Consider the following 13858-nt stretch of genomic DNA (forward strand, 5'->3'; position numbering starts at 1 on the left):
CGGAGGATTCGGAATGTTCGCCAACCGGCTGTCCAATGCCCTGGTCTCTGTCTTTGTCGCGGCGTCCCTGGCGTTCGGCGCGGGGATGGCTACCGCGCAGGAGAAGCCTGCCCCCGAAAGCCCCGGCCTGTCGGACGTCCTGACCGATCTCCTGCACGGCGCGGAAGGCGACGCCGCCACGGCGGGTCCCGATCAGCGGGTTCCGTTCGGACGCGAGGAGATGCAGCTTTCCTTCGCGCCGCTGGTCAGGCAGACCGCGCCGGCAGTGGTGAATGTTTACGCCTCGCAAACGGCCAAGGTCCGTTCGCCCTTCGACGGCGATCCGTTCTTCGAGGAGTTCTTCGGCAGGGCGCAGCCGCGCGCGCAGTCCTCGCTCGGTTCCGGCGTGCTGGTCGACCCGACCGGCATCGTCGTCACCAATTTCCACGTCATCAAGGACGCCGACGAGGTGAAGGTGGCGACCTCCGACGGCCGCGAGTTCGCCAGCAAGATCCTGCTCAAGGACGAGACGCTCGACCTCGCCGTGCTGAAGATCGAATCCGACAAGCCGTTCCCGGTCGTCGCCATCGGCGATTCCGACGCCCTGCAGGTCGGTGATCTGGTTCTCGCCATCGGCAATCCGTTCGGCGTTGGCCAGACCACCACAAGCGGCATCGTCTCGGCGCTGGCGCGCAGCCATATCGGCGTGTCGGACTCCGGCTTCTTCATCCAGACCGACGCCGCGATCAACCCCGGCAATTCGGGCGGCGCGCTCATCAACATGGCCGGCCAGCTCGTCGGCATCAACACCGCCATCTACAGCCGCAGCGGCGGCTCCATCGGCATCGGCTTCGCCATTCCGTCTAACATGGTGCGCGCCTTTGCCGATGCGGCCAAGGCCGGCAGCGACTTTTTCGAGCGGCCCTATGTCGGCGCCGAGTTCGAGCCGGTGACGCCGCAGATCGCCGAATCCCTCGGCATGGAAGCGCCCGCCGGCGCGCTTGTCTCGTCGGTTGAGCCGAACGGTCCCGCTGGCAAGGCGGGGTTGAAGCCGGGCGACGCGGTGCTGACACTGAATGGCACCGCGCTCGAAGGTATCGAGGCGCTGGACTACCGCATGGCGACGCTGTCCATCGGCAGCAAGGCGACGTTCGGCGTGCTGAGCAAGGGCCAGAAGGAAACCATCGAAGTGGCGCTGGAGCGCGCGCCGGAAGGTGTCCGAACCTCGCAGGTGACGCTTCGCGGGCGCAGCCCGTTCTCCGGCGCCAAGGTGGCGGAACTTTCGCCGCGGCTGGCGCAGCGGCTGGGCCTGCGCACAGACATCAAGGGCGTAACCGTGGTCGATGTCACCCGCGATTCCCCCGCCGCCGATTTCGGTTTCCAGCCGGGCGACATCGTGCGCGAAGTCAACGGCCAAACCATAGATACCGCCGACAAGCTGGGGCAGGCTTCGCAGCAAAGCACCCGCTGGTGGCGGTTTACCGTCGAGCGCAACGGGCAGATGATGCGGCAGGTTCTGCGGTATTAACAGGTAGCGTCAGGATAGACGACCTCGGTTGGCGCGCGTAGCCTAGTGTGATGGACGCCGATGAAAAGCACTTTGCAAAGTTGATTGACTACCTTTCGCGGGTACCGTCAATCCAGACGAACTCCAGTCCGCAGCGAGGCTTCGGTATGGGGTATGCGCCATCTATCTGGTGGGTCAAATTTTCTATCGATATTGGTCACCCACTTGCTTGGAACGTTGTCCAAGAATTGGGTTTCGTTCTGAATTACCTATCTATTCAAGATAAACTACCAACGGCATTCATGCCGGTCTCACCGCCACCCTATGCAAATGGTGGTCCCAAAGCGTTTTTGAGTTGGGTCATCGAATGTCCTCTTGATGCCATGACACCGGATACCGTCGCAGAAGTGCTTGAAGGGCGCCTACCGCGACCGGTGGAAGATCAGTCGGAATGGCATCAGGATGATGCATAAGGTGCCATTTTTGATGTTTGTTGTGTCCCGAAGACAAGATAATGGCCGATCTTTTCAGCGTCGATGAACCACCCCGCAAAGCCCCGCCCGGCCAACCGCTGGCGGATCGGCTGCGGCCGACGTCGCTCGCGGAAGTGGTGGGACAGGATCATCTCACCGGCGCGGACGGCGCGCTGACGCGGCTGATTGCCTCCGGCTCACTCGGCTCGATGATTTTCTGGGGTCCGCCCGGGACCGGAAAGACCACGGTGGCGCGCCTGCTGGCCGGCGAGACCAGCCTGGCCTTCGAGCAGATTTCCGCCGTCTTCTCAGGCGTTGCCGATCTGAAAAAGGTGTTCGAGGCGGCGCGCCTGCGCCGCGCCAACGGCCGCCAGACGCTGCTGTTCGTCGATGAGATCCATCGCTTCAATCGCGCCCAGCAGGATTCCTTCCTGCCGGTCATGGAGGACGGCACCGTCGTGCTGGTCGGGGCGACGACCGAGAACCCGTCATTCGAACTGAACGCCGCTCTGCTTTCCCGCGCCCGCGTGCTGGTCTTCCAGTCGCTGGACGAGGAGAGCATAGAAAATCTGCTGTCGCGGGCGGAAGAGATGCAGGGCGGTCCGCTGCCGCTGGATGCCGATGCGAGGGCGATGCTGGTGCGCATGGCCGATGGCGATGGACGTGCTTCACTGACCCTCGCCGAGGAAGTCTGGCGGGCGGCCAAGCCGGGCGAAGTGTTTGACGGGGAAGGGCTGCAGCGCATCGTCCAGCGTCGTGCGCCGATCTACGACAAGGGCCAGGACGGGCACTACAATCTGATTTCGGCGCTGCACAAATCGGTGCGCGGCTCGGACCCCGACGCGGCGCTCTACTATCTGGCCCGCATGTTCGACGCCGGCGAGGACCCGCTCTATCTCGGCCGGCGGCTGGTGCGCATGGCGGTCGAGGACATCGGCCTTGCCGACCCGCAGGCGCTGGTCGTCGCCAACGCCGCCAAGGACGCCTACGACTTTCTCGGTTCGCCCGAAGGCGAACTGGCGTTTGCCGAGGCCTGCGTCTATCTGGCGACCGCGCCGAAATCCAACGCCGTCTATATGGCCTTCAGCGCCGCCAAGCGGGCTGCCAAGGAGCATGGCTCGCTGCTGCCGCCAAAGCACATCCTCAACGCGCCAACCAAGCTGATGAAGGAAGAGAGTTACGGCGCTGGCTACCGCTACGACCATGACGAGGCTGAGGGATTTTCCGGCCAGGACTATTTCCCGGAGAAAATGGGTCGGCAGACATTCTACGATCCGCCCGAACGTGGCTTCGAACGCGATATTCGCAAAAGGCTGGAATATTGGGCTAAGCTGCGAAAAGAGCGGCAGGGTTAGCCTGGCGTTTCTTCAGGGGGGAGGGTGAAATGCAGAAGAACAAGGTGCTTGGCTGGATATTTATCGTCATAGGGGCATGGTATCTGCTGTCCGGCGTGGTCACCAACGACATGAGCGGCCTGGCCAGCCTCGGCTACAATCCCGACGCGCCGATGAGCTTCCAGCTCGCGCCGTTTCGCTTTGTCCTCGGCATCGCGATCAACGCGCTGATCATCTATTGCGGCATTCGCATGGTGCGGCAGGCGCGCGCGGCCAATTGAACGCCTGAGCCTTTCATGGTGGCACGAAAGGCTCAAAGGCAGCTTTCATTTGGACATTTCGCAACGCCGCAGTTGCGGCGATGGAGCGTTTGCGCCTCGCTGGCGCTGCACAGTGTTGTGCTGGCTTTCCTCGCTCTGTCGCCTTCGGCTCGCACGCAATTGCCGCCGCGGGAGGATAGCATTTCGGTGGATATGATTTCGCCACAGCAGTTTGAAGCCATGGCGATGCCGAAACCTATCCCGCCGGTGCTTCAGGCGCCAGAAATCGAACCTGAAGACCGGCAGGACGGGGCCAACCCGCAGCCGGCGGCTCCCGCACCGCAGCCCGGCATGATCCAGGCCACGCAAATGCTTTCGGCAAAGACGCTGGCCGATCCGCGCAGCCGCGATGTCCGCGCCGATCTGGCCAGCATGGCTGGCGGCGAGCGGCAGCTACAGCTATGCGCGGTCGAGGCGATGGACCAGATACGTCATTGGCGGAGGGACTTTGCGCCCGATCGGGTCGTGCCTTACGCCACCGCGCGCGAAAGGATTTCAGGCCCGCACGTCCAGGCCGATGGCGCTGCTTTTCGCAGCAAGGGCAATTGGTATGGCCTGAAGTTCAAATGCGATTTCGCCGCGGGTGGCGAAGCCGTAACCGGTTTCGCCTTTCTCGTCGGCGATCCGGTCCCGCGCGCACGCTGGGACGAACTGGGGCTGGCTGCGGTCCATTGAGGGCAGGGGGCGTCGGAAGTGCGGTTGACCCGCTGTGCAAGCTGAGTCACATCAATCCTATGATCAATGTGCTCCTCGTCGCCCTCGGCGGCGCCATCGGCGCCAGCATCCGCCATCTTGCCAATCTGGGCGCCCTGCGCCTTGTGGGGCCGAATTATCCGTGGGGAACCATGGCGATCAACATCGCAGGCTCCTTTCTCATGGGCGTTTTCGTCGAGATACTGGCGCGCCGCTACGGTGGATCGAGCGCGCTCAAGCTGTTCGTCGCCACCGGCATACTGGGCGGCTTCACCACCTTTTCCGCCTTCTCGCTCGATTTCGCCGTGCTGTGGGAGCGTGGTGACGCGCTGCCTGCCCTCGGCTATGCGCTCGCCAGCGTCATCGGCGCGATCTTTGCCCTGTTTCTCGGACTTTGGCTCGTCAGAAGCGTTCTGTAGTGCTATTGCCGCCCCTCGAAGGATGGCTGAAGGCAAGATGGCAGGTGTAGAACAGATCGCGGTTGAGGCGGGCGAGGCGGGCATGCGGCTCGATCGCTGGTTCAAGACCCACTATCCGGGGCTCGGCTTCGTCCAGTTGCAGAAGCTGCTGCGGTCGGGGCAGGTGCGCGTCGACGGCGGCCGCGCCAAGACTGACACGCGCGTCGAGCCAGGTCAGATGATCCGCATCCCGCCGCTGGACGCCGACAGGAAGGGCGAGGGCAATCTCACCGGTCACTCGATCCGCAATCAGGACGATGCGGATGTTCTGGCCAAGATGCTCTTGCACGAGGACGACAAGGTGTTTGTCTTCAACAAGCCGGCCGGGCTTGCGGTGCAGGGCGGCTCGGGCGTCACCCGCAATGTCGACGACATGCTGGAGGCATGGCGCAGCAAGAAGGGCGAGAAGCCGCGCCTGGTTCATCGCCTCGACCGCGACACGTCCGGGGTGCTCGTCATCGCCCGGACCCGGCTCGCGGCGATGAAGCTGTCCGAGGCGTTTCGCGCCCGCGAGACCAAGAAGACCTATTGGGCGCTGGTCAAGGGCGTGCCGCCGAAGCGCGAGGACAAGATATCGACCTGGCTGGTCAAGGAGCCGACGCCGGACGGCGACCGCGTTCGCGTCGCCAAGCATGGCGAGAAGGGGGCTGACCATTCCGTCTCCTACTACCGCGTGGTGGAACAGGCGGCGCAGACGTTGTCGTGGCTGGAGATGGAGCCATACACCGGCCGCACACATCAGCTTCGCGTCCATGCTGCCCATATCGGCTGCCCAATCATTGGCGATCCGAAATACTTTGAAGCCGACACCAACTGGGATTTTCCCGGCGGCATGCAGAACCGGCTGCATCTCCACGCACGGCGCATTCGCATCCCGCACCCTGACAAGGGCGTCATCGATGTTAGCGCGCCGATGCCGCAGCACATGCGCCAGAGCTGGAACCTGCTCGGCTTCGACGAGCGGAACGCCGAAGACAATTGACGCCGACTGGCTGCCGCCGCCCCGGCTCCCTATCTTGGAAAAACCATGCGCGACATCCTGAACGACCTCGAGGCCGGCAAGTATCTGTCCGATCCGGACCCGGTGCGCCGCGCCCAGATCCAGATGAAGACACCGCAGCCGAAGCGCTTCTACAAAGTCGCTTCCGTTGCTCCGGTCGAGGGCGGCTTTGCCGTCCATCTTGATGGCAAGCCCGTCCGCACGCCGGGCAGGGCCTTGCTCGCCATGCCGAACGGACAGGCTGCCGCGCTCGTCGCAGCGGAGTTCGAAGCACAGCGGGAAATCATCGATCCCGTGACCATGCCGGTGCTGCGGCTGGCCAACACCGCCATTGACGGCGTCGCCAGCGATCCGCAGGCGGTGCTGGAAGACATTCTGCGCTTTGCCTCGTCCGATCTGCTCTGCTACCGCGCCGATGGCCCGCAAGGCCTCGTCGACCGCCAGAACCAGCATTGGGACCCGGTGATCGATTGGGCGCGCGCCGGCCTTGGCGCCCGCTTCAACCTGGCCGAAGGCGTCATCCATGTCGACCAGCCGCGCGAGACGATTGCCGTCCTTGGCGCTCACCTTGCCCAGCGTGCCGAACCGCTGCGCCTGGCGGCCCTTCACGTCATGACTTCGCTGACCGGATCGGCCCTGCTGGCGCTGGCCGTCGATTTTGGCGAACTGGACGGCGAGGCCGCCTGGCTGGCAGCCCATGTCGACGAGGACTGGCAGATCGATCATTGGGGCCAGGACGCCGAGGCCGTCGCCCGCCGCGCCCACCGAAAGCGCGATTTCCTTGCGTCGATCCGTCTGCTCGAAGCATTGCGAAGCTGACAGCCTGTAGCGGATATTCCGGACTTTGAAGTCACCGTTCCGCGACGCCGGCAAACCGGAATCTGTCACCCGGCGTCATTTTCTTAGACCAAAGTCATAATCCCAAAGGCGCTCTGCCGTTGGGCCAAGCTTTCTGTAATCTCCGCCCAATGCCCGAGCCGGGTCCCGTTCGGAGGACTTGGGCCGATACCCCGGCATCAGGCAGATGGACATTATGGGAGGACAACCTATGGCAATGGCATCCACCGCTGGCGGGGCGACCCGCAGCATGACGCGCGAGGAGAAGAAGGTCATCTTCGCATCCTCGCTCGGCACGGTTTTCGAGTGGTATGATTTCTATCTTTACGGCGCGTTGGCTGCAGCCATCGGCGCGACATTCTTCAATTCGTATCCGGAAGCCACGCGCAACATCTTCACGCTGCTGGTGTTCGCAGCCGGCTTCCTCGTGCGGCCGTTCGGCGCGCTCGTGTTCGGCCGTATCGGCGACCTCGTCGGCCGCAAATACACCTTCCTCGTCACCATCATGATCATGGGCATGTCGACCTTCCTGGTCGGTATCCTGCCAGGATCGGCAAGCTGGGGCATCGCCGCGCCTATCATCCTGATCGGTCTGCGCATGCTGCAGGGCCTTGCGCTCGGCGGTGAATATGGCGGTGCGGCGACCTACGTTGCCGAACACGCGCCGGATGGACGCCGCGGCTTCTACACGTCATGGATCCAGACGACGGCGACGCTCGGCCTGTTCCTGTCCCTCGTCGTCATCCTGATCGTTCAGAACTCGATGAGCGCGGCGGACTTCCTGGCCTGGGGCTGGCGCATACCGTTCATCGTCTCGGTCGTTCTGCTCGCCATTTCGGTCTGGATTCGTCTGACGCTGAGTGAATCGCCGACCTTCCAGCGCATGAAGGAAGAGGGCAAGGGCTCCAAGGCGCCGTTGTCGGAAGCATTCGGCCAGTGGAAGAATGCCAAGATCGCGCTGCTGGCGCTGTTCGGCCTCACCGCCGGTCAGGCCGTGGTCTGGTACAATGGCCAGTTCTACGCCCTGTTCTTCCTGTCCAACGTGCTCAAGGTCAATCCGGTCACCGTCAACATCATGATCGCGATCGCGCTCGCACTCGGCTCGATCTTCTTCGTGGTCTTCGGCTGGCTTTCCGACAAGGTTGGCCGCAAGCCGATCATCATGGCCGGCCTTGCACTGGCGATCCTCACGACCTTCCCCCTGTTCAAGGCCCTGACATGGGCTGCCAATCCGGACCTGGCGGCGGCTCGCGAGAACGTCCGTGCCACCGTGACCGCGGCCCCCGGGGATTGCAGCTTCCAGTTCAAGCTGACGGGCACCGAAAAGTACACGTCGTCCTGCGATATCGCGACCAACTTCCTGGCCTCGAACTCGGTTCCCTACGACGTTGTGCAGACTGGAGCCGCCGGCACGCCGGCTTCGGTGAAGGTGGGCGACAAGACCATCGAATCCTATGACGGCACCGCGGCGGACGCGGCAGCCAAGGCGGCGGCTTTCAGCAAGGCGACGTTCCTTGCGCTGCATGATGGCGGCTATCCGCTGAATCGCGGCGTGGCCACGGTTGCCGACCAGAAGCTCGACGCCTTCGTGACAAGCAATCCGGAACTCACTTTGGACGCAGCCGCGATCCGCGGCGGTGAAAAGAAGACGGTTCCGGTTGCGCAGGCGATCAAGGACAAGCTGGTAACCGCCGAAGAGGCGGCAGGGGCGACCGAGATCACCACCTACAGCATTGCCGGCGGCGGTGCCTACGCGATGAAGGCTGACCCGGCCAAGATCAACTGGCCGCTCACTATCGGCATCCTATTCATCCTGGTGCTCTACGTCACCATGGTCTACGGCCCGATCGCAGCCATCCTGGTCGAAATGTTCCCGACCCGTATCCGCTACACCGGCATGTCGTTGCCCTATCACATCGGCAATGGCTGGTTCGGCGGCCTTCTCCCGGCAACGGTGTTCGCGCTGAGCGCCGCAAGGGGCGATATCTACTACGGTCTCTGGTATCCGGTGGTGATCGCCGCGATGTCGCTGATCATCGGTACGATCTTCGTGCGGGACACATTGGGAACCAATCTGGAAACCAAGCAATAGTAGAGCTTCGCATCCACTGAATGAAAAGCCCGGCGCATGCGCCGGGCTTTTTTTGTGCCTTCAGAGACGTTCAGGCGGACAACTGGCCGAGCCAGAGCCTCTCAGACGGGCCGCTTGCGCTGGGCGTCCCGGATGGCTTCGTCGTGATACCATGCGCTGCCGAAATCCGTCAGCTCACCGCGCAACGAAGCAAGCTCTGCCTCAAACTTGGCCGAGCTGCTCAAAATTTTGGCAGGACCGCGCGATGCGAGGGGAAAGGTCAGAATTTTCGCCGACTGACGATGAGGAGTCGCTTCCATGGGCCGGTCTCCTTTTGCTTCTGCCGGAACCGTTCATTGGGTTGACCTGAACGTAATGGTTGCGATCTGTTTAGGCAATATGCCTAGAAAAATAACAGTAAATGCACATTAATTATGCAGATAGCCCGTTTTGAGCCATCGCGATGCAGCTTTTACCGCTGTGGCCAGAGGTCGCCTGGAAAATGGACTTTGTCGGCCAAAGCAGGGTTTGAAATTGGCACGCTCGTTGCATCGCAAGCGCCAGCAGGTCGGTCGTTGGGACCGAACGCATGGGAGCCTTTGCGGTTCCGCCCACTATCGACGAGAGGTCAAACATGACGAAGTACAAGCTGGAGTACATTTGGCTCGACGGCTACACCCCGGTTCCCGGTCTGCGCGGCAAGACGCAGGTCAAGGAATTCGAAGCGTTTCCGACGCTGGACCAGCTTCCGCTGTGGGGGTTCGACGGCTCGTCCACCATGCAGGCCGAAGGTCACTCGTCCGATTGCGTGCTGAAGCCGGTGGCCCTTTATCCGGATCCGGCCCGCACCAACGGCGTGCTGGTCATGTGCGAAGTCATGATGCCCGACGGCGTCACCCCCCATGCCTCGAACAGCCGCGCCACCATCCTTGACGATGACGGCGCCTGGTTCGGCTTCGAGCAGGAGTATTTCTTCTACAAGGACGGCCGCCCGCTCGGCTTCCCGGAAAGCGGCTATCCGGCGCCGCAGGGCCCGTACTACACCGGCGTCGGCTACAAGAATGTCGGCGATATCGCCCGCCAGTTGACCGAGGAGCATCTCGACCAGTGCCTCGCCGCCGGCATCAACCACGAAGGCATCAACGCCGAAGTGGCCAAGGGCCAGTGGGAATTCCAGATTTTCGGCAAGGGCTCGAGGAGCGCTGCCGACCAGATGTGGATCGCGCGTTATTTGCTGCTGCGCCTGACCGAGAAGTACGGCATCGACATCGAGTTCCACTGCAAGCCGCTCGGCGACACCGACTGGAACGGCTCGGGCATGCATTGCAACTTCTCGACCGCCTACATGCGCGAAGTCGGCGGCAAGGCCTATTTCGAGGCGCTGATGGCTGCCTTCGACAAGAACCTGATGGACCACATCGCCGTCTACGGCCCTGACAATGACAAGCGCCTGACCGGCAAGCACGAGACCGCGCCGTGGAACAAGTTCAGCTACGGCATCGCTGATCGCGGCGCCTCGATCCGCGTCCCGCATTCCTTCGTCAGGAACGACTACAAGGGTTATCTGGAAGACCGCCGGCCGAACTCGCAGGGCTGCCCCTACCAGATCGCCTCGCAGGTGCTGAAGACGATCGCGGAAGTGCCGACCAGTGCAGCCGCCAAGGCCGCCGCGTAAGCATCGCCGGCCCAAACCTTCAAAGCCCGGTCACCATGCGTGGCCGGGCTTTTTGTTGGTGGATCGGATCGGGTCGGTTTCGCAAGCGTTGTCAACTGCTGCGCGAGGCTTCCGCAGATTGCGTGCGCATCCGAGATTGCCGCCGGGCTTGGTGAGCGATTATGCCGACTGGCGCTTCGCTGTCCGCCGCTGCCCGCGGGGCAGATCCTTCATGAAGCTGTCTATGTGCGCAGGGCGGCCGATATAGAACCCCTGGATCTGATCGATGCCGAGATGCTTGAGCAAGGTCATCTGCTCGGCGCTTTCGACGCCTTCGACAAGGATTTTCGGTCCCCTGTTGCGGATCAGCCGGACGATATCCTGGAACATATCGATGCCGCGCGGCGTCGTGCAATCATGCAGGAAGGAGCGGTCCACCTTCACCGTGTCGAACTCGATCAGCCGCAGCCATGACAGGCCGGCAAAGCCGGTGCCGAAATCGTCGAGCCAGATTTTTATGCCGAGCAGCTTGAGGTCGGAGATGCAGCGCAGGACGTCGGAGTGCATCTCCATCTCCAGCCCTTCGGTGATCTCGAACGCCAGACGGTTTCCGGTGACGCCCGTCTCGCCGAGTATCGTGGCGACCGAGGCCGCGAAGCCGGGCGTCTTGAGCTGAATTGGCGACACGTTGATGCTTGCCACCGGGGCGAGGTTGGTCGCCAGGACATCGGTGCAGGCCGTGCGCACCGCCCAGCGGCCGAGTTCCTGTATCGCACCGGTGCGCTCGGCCACGGGAATGAAAAGGCTGGGCGGCACCGATGTGCCATCCGGCATCCTCAGGCGCATCAAGGCCTCGAGCGCTTCGAGACGGTGCGAGTTGACGTCGTGAATCGGCTGATAGACGAGCGAGACGAGCTGCTTTTCGATGGCGATGCGAAGCAGCGCGGCGATGTTCTCGCTCTCGTCGCTGCTTTGCGGGTCTTCCGGATCGAACAGCTTGACGCAATTGCGGCCGCTGGCCTTGGCGAGATACAAAGCGCGGTCCGCTTCATGGATGATCTTTTCGAGTTTCGCCCCGCTCTGCTGCCGCGTGACGGCGGCGCCGATACTGACCGTGACGATCTGGATGCCGTCCCGGCGCTGCTGATGCCGGATCGTCAAGTCCTCAACCGCCTGGCGAAGTTCTTCGGCGAGTTCCATCACCTCGCCACGGTCTTGCACCGACGCCAGGACGATGAATTCCTCGCCGCCGTACCGGCCGATCGAAACGCCCGGCCTCATCATGTTGCGCAGACCCTCGGCAACGAGGATCAGGCATTGGTCGCCGTCCTGGTGGCCATAGCAGTCGTTGAAGCGTTTGAAGAAATCGACGTCGATCAACAGCGCCGCGAAATTCTCGCCCTGCTGCTGCCACAGCGCCCACAAATCGTGCAGCCGGTCATCGATCGCCCGGCGGTTCTCGAGCCCGGTGAGCGGATCGGTCCGGGAAAGCCGGAGCAGGGCCCTGCCGCGTTCCGTCGCCTCGGCATGCTGTATTTTCGCTTCCAGCGCGTTCAGGAAAACACTGTACCGCTCCTTGTTCAGCCGCCAGTTCACATAGGAGGTGAAGATGAAGCAGGAGACGTGGAACACGCCGAAAGAGAGCTGATAGATGTGATTGTTGGGAAAAAGATAGAAAAGAACGAACAGCGACGCCAGCAGCATGACCCCTGAAACAAGCAGGGAGAAGTGAAACCTGAAGGTGAAAAACAGGTTGGCGCTCATCATGAATATGGCGCCGAACACGAGATAATACGAAATCGTTTCGGTGTATTGGGTGGTTATGGCCGCGAACAGCCAGCCGCCATAGGCGAGAACCAGCGCCACCGCGCAGGTGAGGTCCATCCGGCTCGCAGACACGTTATGGCGAAATTGCCATTCCACCATGATCAACGTGCCGAGGCCGACGGCAAAGCGCGCCGCGATCGTCAGCGCGGCGGCGTCGGGAATAAGCAGAACATCCGTGACCGAGAAGACAAGATAGACCAGCACCGCGGCCCACAGGCCCTGGCGGATCGCCACGCGCCGGATTTCATCGACATCGCTGCGGTAGAGTGCCTGCAAATGCGCGGGGGACGGACGTTCCATCCGTTCATGCAGATCGCTGTCGATCGAATCGGCCATCGTTTGCGTCATGCGTGTTCCGTCGAAATGCGATGACTCAACGTCGGCCGGCTGGATTGCCTGTTGAACAACGCCTTCGCTGTCTCGAAACCACCCATAATGTGGACGCCTTCAGACTGCGGGAAATTCTCGCCCCAGGAATGAAAGTTTCCGTTAAACGCACAGCCATTCCAGCGTGAGCGTTAGCAAATTCTCAAAAAAACAATTCCAATATTAACCAAATGCCTATGAAAGGCTTGAGTTGGGATGCCTCGCGGCTATCATAGGGTTAACAATTCGTGAACGGCAGGCGGACAATTTTATGAATGAGTTGCAACCTGTGCTGGATGGCGAAAGCCTCATCACCCCGGCTGCCGTCGAAGCCGACATCGCCGCACTCCATCCGTCTCACGATGGTGATCAACTCGCGATTGCGACGGCGGAGCTCGGCCTTGTGCTCCATACGGCCCGGCAGGGGTTCGAAAGCGGCCGCGATCCGGTCCAGACGATGCGCTGGACCGTCGAGGCGCTGCACAAGACACGGCGCAAGGTCAATCCGAGCGTCTGGCGGGCGCTGATACCGCTGGCGCAGGAGCATCCCGTTGCCGAATATTTCCACCGCGATCCCTTCACGCGCTGGTCGTTCCGCAAGCCGCGCGGCTATTCCGGCGACGCCCGGTTGCTGGACTTCATCTATCAGCATGAAAGCGTGCAGGGGGACGTCGCCGACGCCTTGCCGGTCGGGCAATCGCTCTACGCCTACAGCAAGTATTATCCGTCATGCGTGGCGGTTCGGGAGCGCCGCGATCTGCTGACGCGGCAGGTCGACGAGATAGCCGATGAGCGGGGGCAGGGCACCGAGGTGCTGACCATAGCCGCCGGCCATCTGCGCGAGGCCGACAATTCGGTGGCTCTCAAGGATGGCCGGATATCGCGCTGGGTGGCGCTCGATCAGGATCCGATGAGCGTGGGCTCGGTCGCGCGCGATTTTGCCGGCAGCCGAGTCGAAGCCATTGACGGTTCGGTTCGCGGCCTGCTGACGGATGCCTACAAGCTTGGCACGTTCGATTTCGTCTATTCGGCCGGGCTCTACGACTATTTGACCGACGCCGTCGCCATTCGCCTCACCAAGCGCTGCATGAAGATGCTGAAGCCGGGCGGCACGCTCCTGTTTGCCAATTTCTCGCCGGAACTGACCGACGACGGTTACATGGAAACCTTCATGGACTGGACGCTGCTGCTGCGCTCCGAGGCGGACATGTGGTCCATCGTCAACGCCAGCGTCGACCGCAACACCGTCGACGCCAGCGTGTTCTTCGGCGAGAACCGCAACATCGTCTACGCCGTCATCCGCAAGCGGGACTGACTTTCCGGTCATGCCGGATTGCAC

The 13858-nt window shown here is 62.3% G+C and carries 13 protein-coding genes; 11 read left to right on the forward strand and 2 right to left on the reverse strand.

Annotation, left to right across the window (positions count from 1 at the left end):
• Positions 1–13 precede the first annotated feature (13 nt).
• From ASD44_RS03735 to ASD44_RS03770, 9 genes are all read left to right on the forward strand, one after another.
• The gene (locus ASD44_RS03735) at positions 14–1507 is read left to right on the forward strand and encodes a DegQ family serine endoprotease (protein ID WP_056108948.1); all 1494 of its coding nucleotides are present in this window, start codon (positions 14–16) and stop codon (positions 1505–1507) included.
• Positions 1508–1557: 50 nt separating this feature from the next.
• Complete coding sequence (locus tag ASD44_RS18090) at positions 1558–1959, forward strand: hypothetical protein (RefSeq protein ID WP_082542376.1); 402 nt, start codon at positions 1558–1560, stop codon at positions 1957–1959.
• Between the two features lie 41 nt (positions 1960–2000).
• Positions 2001–3314: a replication-associated recombination protein A gene (locus ASD44_RS03740; RefSeq protein ID WP_056108949.1), complete on the forward strand. Its 1314-nt coding sequence runs from the start codon at positions 2001–2003 to the stop codon at positions 3312–3314.
• 29 nt (positions 3315–3343) lie between these two features.
• Positions 3344–3574 (forward strand): hypothetical protein, encoded by a 231-nt coding sequence (locus ASD44_RS03745; RefSeq protein WP_056108950.1) that lies wholly within the window; start codon positions 3344–3346, stop codon positions 3572–3574.
• A gap of 192 nt (positions 3575–3766) precedes the next feature.
• Positions 3767–4288 carry a DUF930 domain-containing protein gene (locus ASD44_RS03750; protein WP_244478811.1) on the forward strand — a complete coding sequence of 174 codons (522 nt, stop codon included), beginning with the start codon at positions 3767–3769 and terminating at the stop codon, positions 4286–4288.
• A 59-nt stretch (positions 4289–4347) separates the two neighbouring features.
• Positions 4348–4725 carry a fluoride efflux transporter CrcB gene (gene crcB, locus ASD44_RS03755; RefSeq protein WP_056108952.1) on the forward strand — a complete coding sequence of 126 codons (378 nt, stop codon included), beginning with the start codon at positions 4348–4350 and terminating at the stop codon, positions 4723–4725.
• Between the two features lie 37 nt (positions 4726–4762).
• On the forward strand, positions 4763–5746 hold the full coding sequence (locus tag ASD44_RS03760) for an RluA family pseudouridine synthase (protein WP_056115398.1): 984 nt from the start codon (positions 4763–4765) through the stop codon (positions 5744–5746).
• 45 nt (positions 5747–5791) lie between these two features.
• Positions 5792–6583: an ATP12 family chaperone protein gene (locus tag ASD44_RS03765; RefSeq protein WP_056108955.1), complete on the forward strand. Its 792-nt coding sequence runs from the start codon at positions 5792–5794 to the stop codon at positions 6581–6583.
• 229 nt (positions 6584–6812) lie between these two features.
• Complete coding sequence (locus ASD44_RS03770) at positions 6813–8693, forward strand: MFS transporter (RefSeq protein ID WP_056108957.1); 1881 nt, start codon at positions 6813–6815, stop codon at positions 8691–8693.
• A gap of 101 nt (positions 8694–8794) precedes the next feature.
• On the opposite strand, the gene ASD44_RS03775 is transcribed toward ASD44_RS03770, so the two are convergent.
• A complete protein-coding gene (locus tag ASD44_RS03775) occupies positions 8795–8992 on the reverse strand; it encodes a DUF2735 domain-containing protein (protein ID WP_056108960.1) in 198 nt (65 codons plus the stop codon).
• Positions 8993–9306: 314 nt separating this feature from the next.
• On the opposite strand from ASD44_RS03775, the gene ASD44_RS03785 reads away from it, so the two are divergent.
• Entirely contained in the window at positions 9307–10347 is a 1041-nt protein-coding gene (locus ASD44_RS03785; RefSeq protein ID WP_056108966.1) for a glutamine synthetase beta-grasp domain-containing protein, read from the forward strand.
• Positions 10348–10506: 159 nt separating this feature from the next.
• On the opposite strand, the gene ASD44_RS03790 is transcribed toward ASD44_RS03785, so the two are convergent.
• On the reverse strand, positions 10507–12501 hold the full coding sequence (locus ASD44_RS03790; RefSeq protein WP_056108969.1) for an EAL domain-containing protein: 1995 nt from the start codon (positions 12499–12501) through the stop codon (positions 10507–10509).
• 289 nt (positions 12502–12790) lie between these two features.
• On the opposite strand from ASD44_RS03790, the gene ASD44_RS03795 reads away from it, so the two are divergent.
• The gene (locus ASD44_RS03795) at positions 12791–13834 is read left to right on the forward strand and encodes a class I SAM-dependent methyltransferase (protein WP_056108972.1); all 1044 of its coding nucleotides are present in this window, start codon (positions 12791–12793) and stop codon (positions 13832–13834) included.
• The last annotated feature ends 24 nt before the right edge of the window (positions 13835–13858 follow it).

The organism is Mesorhizobium sp. Root554 (genome assembly GCF_001427025.1).
Classification (GTDB): domain Bacteria; phylum Pseudomonadota; class Alphaproteobacteria; order Rhizobiales; family Rhizobiaceae; genus Mesorhizobium.

What these genes read in the sequence shown, in the direction of transcription:
- ASD44_RS03750 (WP_244478811.1), top strand. Translation starts at nt 3,767, where the DNA reads ATGATTTCGCCACAGCAGTTTGAAGCCATGGCGATGCCGAAACCTATC.
- ASD44_RS03775 (WP_056108960.1), bottom strand. Translation starts at nt 8,992, where the DNA reads ATGGAAGCGACTCCTCATCGTCAGTCGGCGAAAATTCTGACCTTTCCC.
- ASD44_RS03785 (WP_056108966.1), top strand. Translation starts at nt 9,307, where the DNA reads ATGACGAAGTACAAGCTGGAGTACATTTGGCTCGACGGCTACACCCCG.
- ASD44_RS03765 (WP_056108955.1), top strand. Translation starts at nt 5,792, where the DNA reads ATGCGCGACATCCTGAACGACCTCGAGGCCGGCAAGTATCTGTCCGAT.
- crcB (WP_056108952.1), top strand. Translation starts at nt 4,348, where the DNA reads ATGATCAATGTGCTCCTCGTCGCCCTCGGCGGCGCCATCGGCGCCAGC.
- ASD44_RS03790 (WP_056108969.1), bottom strand. Translation starts at nt 12,501, where the DNA reads ATGACGCAAACGATGGCCGATTCGATCGACAGCGATCTGCATGAACGG.
- ASD44_RS03795 (WP_056108972.1), top strand. Translation starts at nt 12,791, where the DNA reads ATGAATGAGTTGCAACCTGTGCTGGATGGCGAAAGCCTCATCACCCCG.
- ASD44_RS03745 (WP_056108950.1), top strand. Translation starts at nt 3,344, where the DNA reads ATGCAGAAGAACAAGGTGCTTGGCTGGATATTTATCGTCATAGGGGCA.
- ASD44_RS03735 (WP_056108948.1), top strand. Translation starts at nt 14, where the DNA reads ATGTTCGCCAACCGGCTGTCCAATGCCCTGGTCTCTGTCTTTGTCGCG.
- ASD44_RS03760 (WP_056115398.1), top strand. Translation starts at nt 4,763, where the DNA reads ATGGCAGGTGTAGAACAGATCGCGGTTGAGGCGGGCGAGGCGGGCATG.
- ASD44_RS18090 (WP_082542376.1), top strand. Translation starts at nt 1,558, where the DNA reads ATGGACGCCGATGAAAAGCACTTTGCAAAGTTGATTGACTACCTTTCG.
- ASD44_RS03770 (WP_056108957.1), top strand. Translation starts at nt 6,813, where the DNA reads ATGGCAATGGCATCCACCGCTGGCGGGGCGACCCGCAGCATGACGCGC.
- ASD44_RS03740 (WP_056108949.1), top strand. Translation starts at nt 2,001, where the DNA reads ATGGCCGATCTTTTCAGCGTCGATGAACCACCCCGCAAAGCCCCGCCC.